The sequence below is a fragment of the Ruegeria sp. K5 genome (assembly GCF_056531805.1).
The window spans coordinates 168,510-184,788 of the sequence record NZ_JBQFML010000005.1; the positions used below are offsets into that span (position 1 = coordinate 168,510).

16 protein-coding genes are annotated in these 16,279 nt (G+C 60.0%); 12 read left to right on the forward strand and 4 right to left on the reverse strand.

Annotated elements, in window-relative coordinates; genetic code table 11:
- Positions 1-51 precede the first annotated feature (51 nt).
- The 4 genes from ACR0MO_RS14850 (at position 52) to ACR0MO_RS14865 (ending at position 4,276) form a co-directional block, all read left to right on the forward strand.
- Complete coding sequence (locus ACR0MO_RS14850; RefSeq protein ID WP_170622830.1) at positions 52-582, forward strand: gamma-glutamylcyclotransferase; 531 nt, start codon at positions 52-54, stop codon at positions 580-582.
- A gap of 69 nt (positions 583-651) precedes the next feature.
- Positions 652-1,830 (forward strand): biopolymer transporter ExbB, encoded by a 1,179-nt coding sequence (locus tag ACR0MO_RS14855; RefSeq protein ID WP_170452715.1) that lies wholly within the window; start codon positions 652-654, stop codon positions 1,828-1,830.
- Between the two features lie 3 nt (positions 1,831-1,833).
- Positions 1,834-3,513 (forward strand): peptidoglycan -binding protein, encoded by a 1,680-nt coding sequence (locus ACR0MO_RS14860; protein ID WP_170452712.1) that lies wholly within the window; start codon positions 1,834-1,836, stop codon positions 3,511-3,513.
- A gap of 106 nt (positions 3,514-3,619) precedes the next feature.
- Positions 3,620-4,276, forward strand: coding sequence for a phosphotransferase (locus ACR0MO_RS14865; RefSeq protein WP_480626368.1), 657 nt, complete (start codon positions 3,620-3,622; stop codon positions 4,274-4,276).
- Between the two features lie 100 nt (positions 4,277-4,376).
- Here the strand turns inward: ACR0MO_RS14865 and clpA are convergent, their stop codons facing one another.
- Entirely contained in the window at positions 4,377-6,701 is a 2,325-nt protein-coding gene (gene clpA, locus ACR0MO_RS14870; RefSeq protein WP_170452709.1) for an ATP-dependent Clp protease ATP-binding subunit ClpA, read from the reverse strand.
- Positions 6,702-6,875: 174 nt separating this feature from the next.
- Positions 6,876-7,643 (reverse strand): hydroxyacylglutathione hydrolase, encoded by a 768-nt coding sequence (gene gloB, locus ACR0MO_RS14875; protein WP_480892065.1) that lies wholly within the window; start codon positions 7,641-7,643, stop codon positions 6,876-6,878.
- A gap of 61 nt (positions 7,644-7,704) precedes the next feature.
- On the opposite strand from gloB, the gene ACR0MO_RS14880 reads away from it, so the two are divergent.
- The 7 genes from ACR0MO_RS14880 (at position 7,705) to ACR0MO_RS14910 (ending at position 14,075) form a co-directional block, all read left to right on the forward strand.
- The gene (locus ACR0MO_RS14880) at positions 7,705-8,439 is read left to right on the forward strand and encodes a methyltransferase domain-containing protein (protein WP_170622838.1); all 735 of its coding nucleotides are present in this window, start codon (positions 7,705-7,707) and stop codon (positions 8,437-8,439) included.
- 311 nt (positions 8,440-8,750) lie between these two features.
- Complete coding sequence (locus ACR0MO_RS14885) at positions 8,751-9,311, forward strand: F0F1 ATP synthase subunit delta (RefSeq protein WP_170736489.1); 561 nt, start codon at positions 8,751-8,753, stop codon at positions 9,309-9,311.
- Entirely contained in the window at positions 9,312-10,850 is a 1,539-nt protein-coding gene (atpA, locus tag ACR0MO_RS14890) for a F0F1 ATP synthase subunit alpha (RefSeq protein ID WP_170736488.1), read from the forward strand. It begins immediately after the preceding gene.
- A 15-nt stretch (positions 10,851-10,865) separates the two neighbouring features.
- A complete protein-coding gene (locus ACR0MO_RS14895; protein ID WP_170521669.1) occupies positions 10,866-11,744 on the forward strand; it encodes a F0F1 ATP synthase subunit gamma in 879 nt (292 codons plus the stop codon).
- 18 nt (positions 11,745-11,762) lie between these two features.
- Positions 11,763-13,187: a F0F1 ATP synthase subunit beta gene (gene atpD / locus ACR0MO_RS14900; protein ID WP_170521672.1), complete on the forward strand. Its 1,425-nt coding sequence runs from the start codon at positions 11,763-11,765 to the stop codon at positions 13,185-13,187.
- A 12-nt stretch (positions 13,188-13,199) separates the two neighbouring features.
- The gene (locus tag ACR0MO_RS14905) at positions 13,200-13,610 is read left to right on the forward strand and encodes a F0F1 ATP synthase subunit epsilon (protein ID WP_050604827.1); all 411 of its coding nucleotides are present in this window, start codon (positions 13,200-13,202) and stop codon (positions 13,608-13,610) included.
- A 114-nt stretch (positions 13,611-13,724) separates the two neighbouring features.
- The gene (locus ACR0MO_RS14910; protein WP_170452701.1) at positions 13,725-14,075 is read left to right on the forward strand and encodes an H-type lectin domain-containing protein; all 351 of its coding nucleotides are present in this window, start codon (positions 13,725-13,727) and stop codon (positions 14,073-14,075) included.
- A 17-nt stretch (positions 14,076-14,092) separates the two neighbouring features.
- On the opposite strand, the gene rpiB is transcribed toward ACR0MO_RS14910, so the two are convergent.
- Together rpiB and ACR0MO_RS14920 are read right to left on the reverse strand one after the other, a co-directional pair.
- Complete coding sequence (gene rpiB, locus ACR0MO_RS14915; protein WP_480884281.1) at positions 14,093-14,542, reverse strand: ribose 5-phosphate isomerase B; 450 nt, start codon at positions 14,540-14,542, stop codon at positions 14,093-14,095.
- Between the two features lie 5 nt (positions 14,543-14,547).
- Positions 14,548-15,567 (reverse strand): ribose-phosphate pyrophosphokinase, encoded by a 1,020-nt coding sequence (locus ACR0MO_RS14920; RefSeq protein WP_170452698.1) that lies wholly within the window; start codon positions 15,565-15,567, stop codon positions 14,548-14,550.
- Between the two features lie 107 nt (positions 15,568-15,674).
- On the opposite strand from ACR0MO_RS14920, the gene ACR0MO_RS14925 reads away from it, so the two are divergent.
- Positions 15,675-16,277 carry a 2-hydroxychromene-2-carboxylate isomerase gene (locus tag ACR0MO_RS14925; RefSeq protein WP_170452697.1) on the forward strand — a complete coding sequence of 201 codons (603 nt, stop codon included), beginning with the start codon at positions 15,675-15,677 and terminating at the stop codon, positions 16,275-16,277.
- Positions 16,278-16,279: the final 2 nt, after the last annotated feature.

A 16,279-nucleotide genomic window follows, 5' to 3' on the forward strand; every position in this document is an offset into this window, starting at 1 on the left:
TCCTGCCTCGGAATTGATGTTTATAGGTCGAAACAGGCAAGGACCAGTGCAATGACAATGTGGGTTTTCGGATATGGATCGCTGCTGTGGAACCCCGGCTTCCCCGTGGCCCGAAGCGAGCTTGCGACGCTGCAAGGATATGCGCGGTCCTTCTGCATGAGCTCGATCCACCATCGCGGCACCGAAGAGAAACCCGGCCTTGTTCTGGCATTGGACGAGCAACCCGATGCCCACTGCAAGGGGCTGGCGCTGGCCGTTGAGGCCGGGCATGAGGACCGCACCCTGCACGAATTGCGCGAGCGTGAGCTGATCTCATCCGCTTACGTGGAACGGATGCTGGACGTGCATCTGGACAATGGCGACATCGTCACTGCCGTGACCTATGTGATTGACGAAGGCCACGTGCAGTATTGCGGGGGCATCCCGCTGGAAGAACAGGCCCAGATCATCGCCCATGCGGTTGGCGGGCGCGGTCCGAACACCGAGTATCTGTACAACACTGCCGAACATCTGGCCGAGATCGGGCTGCATGACCCCGATCTTGAGTGGTTGTCGCAACGGGTGCGCAGTATCACCGCATAAACCCTTGGCGTCACCAGCGGATTTTCGCTAGATTCGGGCCAGAGCAGATAAAGACCGGGAACCACGCGCATGGCGCAGGCACATCAGGGCGCGAGACCCCATTTCTCGCATCCCATTCGACAGATCGTGATGATGTTGATCGCAATCGGTCTGTCCGGGCTGGGGGTTTTTCTGGCGCTGCCCTACGTGCTGCCGGTGTTCTTCGCCAACCCGTATCTGAACGGCTTCATTCTGATGGTGTTCATCATCGGTGTGTTCGCCTGTTTCTATCAGGTCACACAACTGATCGGCTCGGTCCGCTGGATTGAGGCGTTTGTGGGCGGTGTTGTCCGCGAAGATGCCCGAACCCCGCAATTGCTGGCCCCGCTGGCCTCGCTGCTGCGGGAACGGGGTGCGCGGTCGCAGATCAGTTCGACCTCGACCCGGTCGATTCTGGATTCGGTGGCCGAGCGGGTGGAAGAAGAACGTGAGATCACGCGCTATATCACCAACGTCCTGATCTATCTGGGCCTGCTGGGCACGTTCTTTGGCCTCGCCACCACGGTCCCCGCCATCGTCGACACCATCCGCAGCCTGAACCCGCAAGAAGGTGAGGAAGGTCTTGCTGTTTTCAACCGCCTGATGACCGGGCTTGAGGCGCAGTTGCAGGGCATGGGCGTGGCCTTTGGCTCGTCGCTTTTAGGTCTGGCCGGGTCGCTGATCGTGGGCTTGCTAGAGGTGTTTGCGGGCCACGGCCAGAACCGGTTTTACCGCGAGCTTGAGGAATGGTTATCCTCGATCACCCGCGTCGGTTTTGCCTCGGGCGAGGAAGGCGGGGCAGAGATTGCTGTACTGACCCCGGTTCTGGATGCGATGTCCGAACAGATGGACGCCTTGCAAACCTTGTTCGTGGCGCAGGAAACCGACCGGGCTGACGTGTCGAACAAGCTGGGGCAGCTGGTCGATGCCATCGGGCAAATGAACCAGCGTCAGGCGGATAACGAAGGCATTACAGCCGCGCTGGAACGTGTGGCCTTGGGGCAGGACGCCTTGCTGGATCACATGCGCGATCACGGCGCAGGCGACGGCATCGACGCTGAAAGCCGGATGCGCCTGCGATCCATGGACGTCCAACTGCTGCGCATCCTCGAAGAGATTTCGGCTGGCCGTCAGGAAAGCATGAACGAATTCCGCAAGGACATCGAGTTGTTGGTCAAGGCCATGACCCTGCCACGCGGCGCCGTGCGTACGACGCCCGAAGGAGAGTAACCCATGGCCCTGTCCCGTCGCACCGGTCAACGGTTCCAGGGCTCGGTCTGGCCCGGATTCGTGGATGCGATGACGGGCCTGCTGATGGTGCTGACCTTTGTGCTGACCATCTTCATGGTGGTGCAGTTCGTGCTGCGCGAGACGATTTCCGGGCAGGAGGATGAACTGACCGCCCTGTCGGACGAGGTCGCGGCGCTGGCCGGTGCGCTGGGGTTGGAAGAGCGTGAAAACAGCCGCTTGCAGGCCCGGCTGGGGGCCTTGAACGCCACCCTGACGCAGGCCGAGGACGATCTGGCGCAGGCGCAGACCCGCATTACGGATTTTGAGGCTCAGGTCGCAACGTTGCTTGCCGATCAGGCGCGCGCGCAGGACGACATTGCCGCCTTGGAAACACAGCGCGCGGACCTGTTGGGCGAACGGGACGCGTTGGATCAGGCATTGGCCCAAAGCCGCGCGGAAATCGACGCGCAGGCCGAGGCCGCTCGCCTTGCCGCTGCCCGGCGCGAGGCGCTGGAAGCACTGGTGGCCGATCTGGAACAAAGCGGCGAGGAGCGCGCGGCGCAGATCGCGGAATTGCAGGAGCAGCTTAGCGATGAAGAGGCCGCACGGCTTGCTGAAGCCGCCGCAGCGGAAAACCTGCGCAACCGCTTGCAGGATGCCGATGCCGAACTGACCGCGATGACTTTGGCGCTTGAGGCGCAGCGGAAGGAGGCCGAGGACACGCTTACCTTGTTGGCCGCCGCGCAAGCGGCCCGTGCCGAGTTGGAGCGCCAGTTCGGTGAATTGAACAACGAAGACCTGCAAGCCCAGTTGCAGGCTGCCCTGGATGCGCGGACACAGGCGGAAACCGATGCCAATGCGCAAAGAACGCTGGCGGAACAGCGCGCGGCGCTATTGGATGTCGCGCGTGAAACACTCTCTGCAGAGCAGGCGATTTCGGCGAAGGCTCAGCGCGAGGCCGCTTTGCTGAACCAGCAGATTGCGGCCCTGCGGGGGCAGTTGGGGTCCCTACAGGCGTTGCTGGATGACTATGAAGAACGCAATGCTGCCGCCGACATCCAGATTCAGACCTTGGGCCAGGACCTGAACGCAGCGCTTGCGCGGGCCGCCTCCGAAGAGCGCCGCCGCCGCTTGTTGGAAGAGGCCGAACGTCAGCGGCTTGAAGCCGAGGCCGAGGCTCTGGCCGGGCAGAATCAGGAACTGACTGCACAGGCCGAGGACCTGCAACGCTATCGGTCCGAGTTTTTCGGCAGGTTGCGCGATGTTCTGGGCGATCAGGAAGGTGTCCGGATCGAGGGCGACCGGTTCGTGTTCTCATCCGAGGTGCTGTTTGACACAGGTTCAGCAGAATTGTCCGCCGAAGGCCGGCAGGAGGTCGCAAAGGTCGCCGCGATCCTGCGCACCGTTGCCGCCGAAATCCCCGAGGGCCTGAATTGGGTGATCCGGGTCGATGGCCATACCGACAATGTGCCCCTGGCCGGGTCCGGGCGGTATCGCGACAATTGGGAACTGAGCCAGGGTCGCGCCTTGTCGGTCGTGCGCTACATGGTCGATGCGCTGGGCATCCCGCCGAACCGTCTGGCAGCCAACGGGTTTGGTGAGTTCCAGCCCGTCAATCCAGCCGACACCCCCGAAGCCCGCGCGCAAAACCGACGGATCGAGTTGAAACTGACCGAGCGGTAAGGCGTCAACTTTGGATTAAATCGTTCTGCCCGGCGGGAATTTCGCCTCTGGATCCGATGAAACACGGCACTTCGCTTCCTATATTATTTCAAGAGGTTGAGAGGGGATGTGTTTGAAAGGCAGGGTGACAAGTCTGGCTAATGCGGTCGATGAGGCTCTGCTTGCGTCCCATCAGCGCGTGGCCCTGTGTCAGACCAGGCAAGGCGACAAGTTCTGGCTGAAACGTGTCGAACGGTTTGCCCCCCACCTCTGGCTTGTCAAAGGAAATCCCGAACAGGCTTTTGAACGGGATCGGTCTTCTCATCGCAATCTTTGGAACCTTGGTGCGCCTGTCCCCAGAATCCTGGCCGAAGGATGCGGTTACATAGCGGTTGAGGATGCGGGTCGCAGCCTGACCAAGTTTTGCACCGAAAGGTCCATTACGGTTGCGGAAAAGCTCAGGGCGTGCCGGGCTGCTGGGCGCGCGCTGGCGCGTCTTCACGCGATGGGATTGGCGCATGGACGTCCCGCTTTTCGGGATATGTGCTGGGACGGTCGTCAGCTTCGTTTTATCGATTTTGAGTATTTTGTGCCCACAAAAGCGGGCAGGCTGCGCAAGGCGCGCGATCTGAGTATCGCTGTCCTATCTGCCTTTTCTCAGGGTGTAGATGGGCCGCGTTATGCGGTCAGTTTGGCGCTTGCATATCGGGAAGCGCGGGGCAGAGAGCCACTGGTTTTGCCCGTGCCATGCCACGTGACCAGTTTCCGCTCACGCAACCGGTGACTTGGTTGGGTACTGCCCAGTATGTTCTCATCGCGAGAATGCTATGAAACGAAAAAACCCGCCAAAGACTGGCGGGTTTTCTCATTCGTATTTTCACCGATCAGTCGGCAGTCAGCAACGGCGGCTTATCACCCGGAATGCGGCGTTGATCGGGGCCTAGGATTTCAAGATCCAACTCGCCCTTCTTGACCGAGACGCGCACCACGCCGCCCTTGGCCAGTTTGCCGAACAGCAATTCCTCGGCCAAAGGTTTCTTGATGTGCTCCTGAATGACACGGCCCAGCGGACGCGCGCCCATCTTGTCGTCATAGCCCTTGTCGGCCAGCCACGCGGCGGCTTTGGGGGTCAGGTCGATGGTCACGCCGCGATCCAGCAATTGCGCCTCAAGCTGCAGGACGAATTTCTCGACCACTTGCAGGATGACCTCTTTCGGCAACGGCGCGAAGGAAATCACGGCGTCCAGACGGTTGCGGAATTCCGGCGTGAACATGCGTTCGATTGCGGCGGTATCCTCGCCCTCGCGGCGGTCGCGGGCAAAGCCGATGGCGGCCTTGGCCTGTTCCTGCGCGCCCGCGTTCGAGGTCATGATCAGCACCACGTTGCGGAAATTCACCGTACGACCGTTATGGTCGGTCAACTCGCCATGGTCCATCACCTGCAACAAGATGTTGAACACATCCGGGTGGGCCTTTTCGATCTCGTCCAGCAGCAGCACGCAATGCGGATGCTGATCGACACCGTCGGTCAGCAGACCGCCCTGATCGAACCCGACATAGCCCGGAGGGGCACCGATCAGACGGGAAACCGCGTGTTTCTCCATGTATTCCGACATGTCAAAGCGCAGCAATTCCACGCCCAGATTGTCGGCCAGCTGTTTCGCCACCTCGGTCTTGCCCACACCGGTCGGACCGGCGAACAGGTAGTTGCCGATTGGCTTTTCAGGTTCACGCAGACCGGCACGGGCCAGTTTGATGGCGCTGGCAAGCGCCTCGATGGCTAGGTCCTGTCCGAACACCACGCGTTTCAACGAGGCTTCGAGGTCTTTCAGAACCGCCGCATCATCCTTGGTGACGTTTTTCGGCGGGATGCGGGCGATCTTGGCGACGACCGCTTCGATCTCTTTCACACCGATGGTCTTGCGACGCTTGCTTTCGGCGACCAGATGCTGCGCGGCACCGGCTTCGTCGATCACGTCGATGGCCTTGTCCGGCAACTTGCGGTCGTTGATATAGCGCGCCGACAGTTCGACGGCTGTCTTGATGGCATCTGCGGTATATTTGATCTCGTGATGTTCTTCGAAATAGGGTTTCAGACCGCGCAGAATCTTCACGCTGTCCTCTACCGAAGGCTCATTCACGTCGATCTTCTGGAACCGGCGGCTCAGCGCGCGGTCCTTTTCGAAATGTTGACGGAATTCCTTGTAAGTGGTCGAGCCCATGGTGCGCAGCTTGCCGCCCTGCAAGGCAGGTTTCAGCAGGTTCGAGGCATCCATCGCCCCGCCTGATGTGGCACCGGCACCGATTACGGTGTGAATCTCGTCGATGAACAGAACCGCGTCGGGGTGATCTTCCAATTCGGTCACAACCGCCTTGAGCCGTTCTTCAAAGTCCCCACGATAGCGGGTTCCGGCCAGCAACGCGCCCATATCCAGCGAGTAGATGGTGGTGTTAGACAACACATCCGGGGCCTCGCCGCCCACAATCTTATGGGCCAGACCCTCGGCAATGGCGGTTTTACCCACGCCCGGATCCCCCACCAACAGCGGGTTGTTTTTGCGGCGACGGCACAGCACCTGAATGCAGCGTTCGACCTCATCCGCGCGGCCGATCAGCGGGTCAACGTCTCCGGCCCGCGATTTCGCGTTCAGATCGACGCAGTATTTGCCCAGAGCGCTTTCTTTCTGCTCACCATCGCCAGCGCTGGACTGCACCTCTTCCTCGACCTGATCCGCGCCCGAGACCGAGCGGCTTTCGCCATAGGCCGGGTCCTTGGCAACGCCATGGGCGATGAAATTCACCGCATCGTAACGGGTCATGTCCTGTTCTTGCAGGAAATAGGCCGCGTTGCTTTCGCGTTCGGCAAAAATGGCGACCAGCACATTGGCCCCGGTCACTTCGGTCCGTCCCGAGCTTTGAACATGGATCGCGGCGCGCTGGATAACACGTTGGAAGGCTGCAGTGGGCACTGCTTCGGACCCATCTATGTCAGTGACCAGATTAGACAGGTCTTCGTCGATAAATTCGACCAAGGTGCTGCGCAATTCGTCCAGATCGACGCTGCAGGCCTTCATGACCCGAATGGCATCGGGTTCTTCCAGCAGCGCCAGCAGCAGATGCTCCAACGTTGCAAATTCGTGTCGCCGTTCATTCGCAGCTGCAAGGGCCGCGTGGATGGCTTGTTCCAATGTGCTCGAGAATGAAGGCACGCGGGTGCTCCTCTGTCTTGGGTCAGAAGGGGGCGGGCTTTCGGCCGGAACCCCATCCCAACCATGTCCTCATACTATTAGAGTTTGGTTGATCGACGCCCGGCTTCAAGGGTTTTCTTTCACTTGACAGTCACATTTGTTGTGACCGTGTCCGTGAAGAGGGGCAAATAGGCATCAAAACCGGTCTTTTCTACCCCTGATCTCGGCAAAAACAGCGGCTGGGTCAGACCCCACCATGCCAAGATGCGCCTGAATCGCGGGATCAGAGGCCCGCAGGAATGGATTTGTTGCTTTCTCAAGGGTCAAAGTTGACGGAACTGTCGGTTCTCCGGCTGTGCGGGCGCGTTTGGTCTCCGCAACGCGTTGTTGCAAGGCGGCGTTATCGGGATCGACCGTGACGGCAAACTTGGCGTTCGACAGGGTATATTCATGGCCCGAACACACCAGAGTATCGTCGGGCAGCGCCGCCAGCTTGCTGAGCGAGGCCCACATCTGATCCGGCGTGCCTTCGAACAGGCGACCACAACCCAGGGCCATCAGGCTGTCTGCGGTAAAGACCACGGCGCTTTGGGGCAGATAAAATGCGATATGACCAACCGTATGGCCCGAAACGTCCAGCACCTCGACCGGCTCTCCTCCGATCTCAAAGCCGTTGCCTTCGGACACTTGCAGGTCCAGCGGGGGCAGGCGATGGGCGTCTGCAGCGGCCCCGATCACCTTGGCCGGATGCTTTTCCAGGATGCCGGGCAGGCCATCGACGTGATCCCAGTGATGATGGGTCAGCAACACATGGCTCAGGCTCCAGCCGCGGCGGTCCAGTTCGGCCAGAATCGGGCCGGGCTCGGGCGCATCGACAAGGGCCGTCTGGCCGGTTGCGGCATCATGCGCCAGAAATGCGTAATTATCGCTGAGACATGGGATGGTTACGATCTCAAGAGGCATGGCCTTTTGCCCTTTCATTGCTAGACTGCGCCCAGCTAAGCCGATTGACCGGGTATCCGCAATGCATCTTGATGTGCAGGATCTGAGGAACTTTTACTACCGCAGCACGCTGGGCCGTGCGGCGCAGGCGGCGATCCGTGGGCGGCTTGTCGATCTGTGGCCCGAAGCCAAGGGCCAAACGGTTGCGGGCTTTGGGTTCGCGGTGCCTTTGCTGCGCCCCTATCTGGCCGATGCGCGCCGCGTGATCGGCCTTATGCCCGGTCCGCAGGGCGTGATGCCCTGGCCTGCCGGCATGCCCAATGTTTCGGTCCTGACCGAAGAGACGCTGTGGCCCATCGAAACCGGTCATGTCGACAAACTGGTGGTCATGCACGGGCTGGAAACCTCGGAACGCCCGAGCCAGTTGCTGGACGAATGCTGGAGGGTTCTGGGGCCGGGTGGCAAGGCCCTGTTCGTCGTACCGAACCGGGCCGGGTTGTGGTCCCGAACCGATCGCACGCCTTTTGGCTTTGGGCGTCCGTATTCGGCGACACAGTTGGAAAACCAGTTGAAGGCGCATCATTTCAAGCGTGAAAACCATTGCTCGGCGCTTTATCTGCCGCCGTCATTCCGGCGTTTCTGGCTGAAATCCGGCAGTCTGATCGAAAAGACGGGCCAGCGGATCCCGACAGTCATGGCCGGTGGCGTTTTGATGGTCGAGGTCAGCAAACATATCCGCCCACCCAGCGGCAGTGTGACGAAAGATACCGCAAAACGGCCGATCAAGGCACTGGACGGGCTGCTCAAGCCCGCGTAACCGCGAAACCTGCGGGGCGTTTTTACCGCCCGAAATTGATGAAAATCGGCCACAGGAATCGCAAAAACCTACAGTTTGGTAACATTTTTATCTCAAGCCAGCCGGTCAAAAGGGTCGCACTTTGCGTAAGTGTATGAAATTCAACGTTTTGTGGATAAGGCGCTGGCCGTGATAATATATTGCTAGCTTGGTTCGGCTCTGCTACATCCCCGGTGATTTTGATCCCCGCCCTTTATGGACGGGGTTTCTTCACGCCCCCGGGGTAGCTGCCGCAACGCGAATTCGGGGCCCAAAATATCGGAAGGGTGGACGTGTCCGAACCAGCTTCGATTTCCACAGGCATCGCCGAGCGCTATGCCACCGCGATTTTCGAGATCGCGAAAGAGAATAATGACCTCGCAGGTCTGGAAACCGGCATCAATGATCTGGCAGCAGCACTGGGCGACAGCGCCGAATTGCGCGACCTGATCGCTTCGCCTCTGGTTTCCCGCGCTGAACAAGAAGGCGCAATCACCGCAATCGCCGCGAAAATGGGTCTGAACACCATTCTGGGCAACACGCTGGGCCTGATGGCGCAGAAACGCCGCCTGTTCGTGGTGCCGCAGCTGGTGCAGGTTCTGCGCGACATGCTGGCAGATGAGCGTGGCGAAGTGACCGCCGATGTCGCCTCGGCCAAGGCGCTGACCAAGACGCAAATGGAAAAACTGTCCAAGACGCTGTCCGAGCGTGTGGGCAAGACCGTGACAATCAATGCGACCGTGGATGAAAGCCTCATCGGCGGTCTTGTCGTTAAAGTGGGCTCGAAAATGATCGATAGCTCGATCCGTTCGAAGCTGAACTCCCTACAGAATGCAATGAAAGAGGTCGGATAAATGGGAATCCAAGCTGCAGAGATTTCTGCAATCCTGAAGGACCAGATCAAGAATTTTGGTCAGGAAGCCGAAGTGGCCGAAATCGGCCGCGTGCTGAGCGTCGGTGACGGGATTGCCCGTGTATACGGCCTGGACAACGTGCAAGCGGGTGAAATGGTCGAGTTTCCCGGTGGCATCATGGGCATGGCGCTGAACCTGGAAAGCGACAACGTCGGTGTCGTTATCTTTGGTTCCGACCGTGACATCAAAGAAGGTGACACCGTCAAGCGCACCAACTCGATCGTGGACGTTCCGATCGGTGACGAGCTGCTGGGCCGCGTTGTTGACGGTCTGGGCAACCCGCTGGACGGCAAAGGCCCGATCAACGCGTCGAAGCGTGGTGTTGCTGACGTGAAAGCCCCCGGCATCATCCCGCGTAAATCGGTGCACGAGCCGATGGCAACCGGCCTGAAATCGGTTGACGCGATGATCCCGATTGGCCGTGGCCAGCGTGAGCTGATCATTGGTGACCGTCAGACCGGTAAAACTGCCGTTGCTCTGGACGCGATCCTGAACCAGAAAACCTACAACGACGCAGCAGGCGACGACGAGTCGAAGAAACTGTACTGCGTTTACGTTGCGATCGGTCAAAAGCGTTCGACCGTTGCGCAGCTGGTGAAGAAACTGGAAGAATCCGGCGCGATTGAATACTCGATCGTTGTGGCCGCAACCGCGTCCGACCCGGCGCCGATGCAGTTCCTGGCACCCTATGCCGCGACCGCGATGGCCGAATACTTCCGTGACAACGGGCGCCACGCGCTGATCATCTATGATGACCTGTCGAAACAGGCTGTGTCCTATCGTCAGATGTCGCTGCTGCTGCGCCGCCCGCCCGGACGTGAAGCCTATCCCGGCGACGTTTTCTACCTCCACTCGCGTCTGCTGGAGCGTTCGGCGAAGCTGAACGAAGATTTCGGCGCAGGCTCGCTGACTGCTCTGCCGGTTATCGAAACTCAGGGTGGTGACGTTTCGGCGTTTATTCCGACCAACGTGATCTCGATCACCGACGGTCAGATCTTCCTGGAAACCGAGCTGTTCTACCAAGGTATCCGTCCTGCTGTGAACACCGGTCTGTCGGTTTCGCGTGTGGGCTCGTCGGCTCAGACCAACTCGATGAAGTCGGTTGCCGGTCCGGTTAAGCTGGAACTGGCTCAGTACCGCGAAATGGCTGCGTTTGCGCAGTTTGGTTCCGACCTTGACGCCGCGACCCAGCAGTTGCTGAACCGTGGTGCGCGTCTGACCGAGCTGATGAAACAGCCGCAGTACTCGCCGCTGACCAACGCCGAAATCGTCTGTGTGATCTTCGCCGGTACCAACGGTTACCTCGACAAGATCGACGTGTCCGATGTTGGCCGTTACGAAGCTGGCCTGCTGGCGCACCTGCGTGGCAAGCACGCGGATCTGCTTCAGTGGATCACGGACGAAGATCCCAAGATCAAGGGTGACGCTTCCGACAAGATCAAGGCTGCGCTGGACGAATACGCCGCAACCTTCGCTTAAGGGAGAGGCGGGCATATGCCAAATCTTAAGGACCTTAAAAACAGGATCGAGTCGGTCAAATCGACCCGCAAGATCACCAAGGCCATGCAGATGGTCGCGGCTGCAAAACTGCGCCGCGCCCAGGAATCTGCCGAAGCCTCGCGCCCCTATGCCGAGCGGTTCAATGCCGTGATGGCGGGGCTGGCGGCATCGGTCGGGGGCAGCGACAGCGCCCCCAAGCTGCTCCGTGGTACGGGCAGTGATGATGTCCATCTGCTGGTTGTCATGACGGCTGAACGCGGCCTGTGCGGCGGCTTCAACTCGAACATCGCCAAGCTGGCCCGCCAAAAGGCGGACGAGCTGCGTGCCAAAGGCAAGACGGTCAAGGTTCTGACCGTCGGCAAGAAAGGCCGCGACGCGCTCAAGCGTGATTTTGGCGATCTGTTCGTTGGACATACCGACCTGAGCGAGGTCAAGCGTCTGGGTTACACCAACGCGCAGGACATCGCCAAGGACATCCTGTCCCGCTTTGACGGGGGTGAGTTCGACGTTGCCACGATCTTCTACTCGAAGTTCGTCAACGTTGTGACACAGATCCCGACGGCACAGCAGATCATCCCCGCCTCGTTCGAGGACGACGCGGCAGGTGACGACAGCGGTGCCGTATTCGACTACGAGCCCAGCGAAGAGGCCATTCTGGCCGACCTGCTGCCCAAGGGGGTTGCCACCGCGATCTTCTCGGCCCTGCTCGAAAACGGAGCGTCTGAACAGGGTGCACGGATGTCCGCGATGGACAACGCGACACGCAACGCGGGTGAGATGATCGACAAGCTGACGATCCAGTTCAACCGCTCGCGTCAGGCCGTGATCACCAACGAGCTGATTGAAATTATTTCCGGCGCCGAAGCGCTGTAAGAAAACCGGAGACGAAACATGGCGAATGCAAAAGGCAAAGTCACACAGATCATCGGGGCCGTCGTTGACGTGCAGTTCGATGATCAGCTGCCTGAAATTCTGAACGCGCTGGAAACCACCAACAACGGCAAGCGCCTGGTGTTGGAAGTTGCTCAGCACCTGGGTGAAAACACCGTCCGTACCATCGCGATGGACGCGACCGAAGGTCTGGTCCGCGGCGAAGCCGTCACCGACACCGGCGCGCCGATCTCGGTTCCGGTTGGTAACGCCACCCTGGGCCGCATCCTGAACGTTGTCGGCGAGCCGATCGACGAAAAGGGCGAGGTTGTCGCAACCGAGACCCGCGCGATCCACCAGCCTGCACCCGAGTTCGACGAACAGTCGACCGAGTCGGAAATCCTGGTCACCGGTATCAAGGTTGTTGACCTGCTGGCCCCCTACGCCAAAGGCGGTAAGATCGGCCTGTTCGGCGGTGCCGGCGTTGGTAAAACCGTTCTGATCATGGAACTGATCAACAACATCGCAAAAGTGCACTCGGGCTTTTCCGTGTTCGCGGGTGTTGGTGAACGGACCCGTGAAGGCAACGACCTGTATCACGAGATGATCGAATCGAACGTGATCAAGCCGGACAACCTGTCGGAATCGCAGGTTGCGCTGGTTTACGGTCAGATGAACGAACCTCCGGGTGCGCGTGCGCGTGTTGCTCTGACCGGTCTGACGCTGGCCGAGCAGTTCCGTGATCAGTCCGGCACCGACGTTCTGTTCTTCGTCGACAACATCTTCCGCTTCACGCAGGCGGGCTCCGAGGTTTCGGCTCTGCTGGGTCGTATTCCTTCGGCGGTGGGCTACCAGCCGACACTGGCCACCGACATGGGCGCGCTGCAGGAACGCATCACCTCGACCAAGTCGGGCTCGATCACCTCGGTGCAGGCGATCTACGTGCCTGCGGACGACCTTACCGACCCTGCGCCGGCAACCTCGTTCGCTCACTTGGACGCGACAACCGTTCTGAACCGTGCGATCTCGGAAAAGGGTATCTACCCTGCGGTTGACCCGCTCGACTCGACCTCGCGTCTGCTCGACCCGGCGATTGTTGGTGAAGAGCACTACAAGGTTGCGACCGACGTTCAGCAGATCCTCCAGCGCTACAAGTCGCTGCAGGACATCATCGCCATCCTTGGCATGGACGAACTGTCGGAAGAGGACAAGCTGACCGTGGCCCGTGCCCGTAAGATCGAACGCTTCCTGTCGCAGCCGTTCGACGTGGCCGAGGTTTTCACCGGTTCGCCGGGCGTTCAGGTTCCTCTGGATGTCACCATCTCGTCGTTCAAGGCCGTTGTGGCTGGCGAATACGATCACCTGCCCGAAGCGGCCTTCCTGATGGTTGGCGGCATCGAAGAAGTGATCGCCAAAGCCGAGAAGATGGCAGCAGAAGCCGCCTAAGGAGTATCCCTGATGGCAAACACGATGCAATTCGACCTCGTCAGCCCCGAGCGGAGCCTTGCTTCGCTCAGCGCTACCGCGGTCCAGATTCCCGGCGCGGACGGGGACATGACGGCGATGCCCGATCATGCCCCCACCATCACCACGCTGCGCCCCGGTCTGCTGAAGGTTGAGGCACCCGAAGGGTCCAGCGAATACCTGGTCACCGGCGGGTTTGCCCAGATCAACGGCGACAGCCTTTCGGTTCTGGCCGAAAAAGCGATCCCGGTGGCCGAAGTGACCCGCGCACATCTGGACGAGCTGATCGAAGACGCCCGCGCCTCGCACGAGGCGGCCAAGGGCGGTGACGACCAGACCATCGTCGATGATGCCGCCAAGCTGCTGGCCGACATGGAAGCGCTTGGGACGCATATGAGCCTGTAACAGGCATCACAGCTGAAAATTTGAACGGCCTCGCACCTGCGGGGCCGTTTTTTTGTCGTGCTTTTGCCGAAAAGCCGGGATAAGTTGCGGGAATTCAAGAATAATGATGACAGAATGAAGAAATTTCTTACTCATCCCATCGGCATCGATCAGGGCGAAGAGGTGCTGTTTTCCGAGTTCGCCGAGGGCGGCGATATGTGGACCGGAGAGGGCCCGCGCGAACGTCGGGCTCAGATTCGATTCAGTGAAGCCTTTCGGTCGATCCCGGTTGTACAGGTGGGCATTTCGCTGTGGGACGTGGACACGTCTTCGGCATTACGGGCGGAGGTGAAGGCGCAGGATGTGACGCCCCAGGGGTTCACGGCTGTATTCCGCACCTGGTCGGATACCCGTATCGCCCGCATTCGGGTTGCATGGACGGCTATTGGTGAAGTCGCCCACGCAGATGATTGGAATATCTCCTGATCGGAGCAGGGCGCGGATTAGCTGTCCTGCGCCTCGATCATGTCCACCCGTGTCGCGTGGCGGCCGCCTTCGAACTCGGCGGATAGAAACGCATTCACGATGTCCAGTGCCTGACCTTCGCCAACGACGCGTGCGCCGATGGACAGCATGTTGGCGTCGTTGTGCTGGCGGATCATCCGGGCCGAGAAGGCGTCAGAGCACACGCCGCAGCGGATGCCGCGGACCTTGTTTGCCGCCATCATGATCCCTTGCCCGGTGCCGCAAAGGATGATGCCCAGCTGACAGTCACCCGACGCCACCGCCTGCGCTGCGGCTTTGCCGTGTTTGGGGTAATGCGTGCTTTCCGGGGTCGTCGGGCCGATATCGACCACCTCCCAGCCTTGCTGGGCGATGTGGTTGGCCACGGCCTGACGCAGATCGATCGCTGCGTGGTCGCTGGACAGGACAATACGTTTGTTGGCAGTCATCACATTCAGTCCATCTGGTACATGGATTCGTAGATCGGCGTCAGCGTTTTGTCTTCGAACAGAGATGACACGCTGGTGCCGTTCCAGATGTTCAGGATGGCCTGAGTGAAGATCGGTGCGGTCGGAACGATGCGGATATTCTTGGCCTTCAGGATCTCTTTGGTCGGCTGGATTGTATCCGTCAGGACCAGAGATTTCATGACCGAATTGGTCACACGCTCGACCGCGGGGCCGCTCATGACGCCATGGGTGATGTAGGAATGAACCTCTTTCGCGCCGTTATCCAGCAGGACCTGAGCCGCCTTGCACAGCGTTCCGGCGGTGTCGCACATATCGTCCACAATCAAGCAGATTTTGTCTTTGACGTCACCGATCACGGTCATTTCAGCCACTTCACCCGCTTTTTCCCGGCGTTTATCGACAATCGACAGCGGGGCGTTGATGCGCTTGGCCAACTCGCGGGCGCGGGCCACGCCGCCGACATCGGGCGAGACCACCATGATTTCGTCCAGATTGTCCTTGAACTGATGCTTCACATCCAGCGCAAAGATCGGCGAGGCGTAAAGGTTGTCTACCGGGATATCAAAGAACCCCTGAATCTGGGCTGCGTGCAGGTCCATGGTCAGAACCCGCTCGATCCCTGCACCGGTCAGCATGTTTGCGACAAGCTTGGCGCTGATTGGCGTGCGGGCCTTGGTGCGGCGGTCCTGACGGGCGTAGCCGAAATAGGGGATCACGGCGGTGATCCGCTGGGCCGACGACCGGCGCAGCGCGTCGGCGATGATCAGCAGTTCCATCAGGTTGTCATTGGCCGGGTTCGAGGTCGGCTGGATGATGAACATATCCTCGCCCCGTACGTTCTCGAAGACTTCGACGAAGATCTCGCCGTCATTGAAACGCTCGACCCGCGCATCGACCAGACCCTGGTCAACGCCGCGATACAGGCTCATGCGGCGAGCGATGGTTTCGGCAAGCGGAAGGTTTGCGTTCCCAGCAATAAGCTTGGGTTCGTGGAGTGTCGGCATTGGCTGAGATCCCCGGGCAGCGTTGGCAATGTGACAGATTCGTGATGTTGACACCGCTTAGCATGGCCTTACCGTCCCGCAAAGATAACGCTGCGGAGAAAGTGCACATGACCCAGATTGACTACTTTTTTGCGACAATTTCGCCCTACACCTATCTGGCCGGTTCCCGGCTGGAAGAGATCGCGGCGAAGCACGGCGCGACGATCAATTACAAACCGCTGGATATCATGGCCTTGTTCGCGCGCACCGGGGGAACGCCGCCAAAAGACCGCCATATCTCGCGCACCGAATACCGCGCGCAGGAGTTGCTGCGGCAATCCAGGGATCTGGGGATGGAGTTCAATCTGCAGCCCGCACACTGGCCGACCAATATGGCCCCGTCGTCCTATGCGGTGATCGCCGCGATCAAGGATGGCTCGGGCGATGTGGGCAAGCTGTGCCAGTCCATCCTGCGCGCCTGCTGGGCCGAGGAAAAGGATGTGGCACAGGATGATGTGATCCGCGACTGTCTGTCGAATGCCGGGTTTGACCCCGATCTGGCCAATAGTGGCTTGCTGGTCGGGGCCGAGACCTATGCCGCCAATCTGGAAGAGGCCGTGGATCGCGGCGTGTTTGGCGCGCCGTTCTACCTCACGCCCGATGGCCAGCGGTTCTGGGGTCAGGACCGGCTGGACGATCTGGATCGGCATCTGGCAGGGATGAACGGGTGACA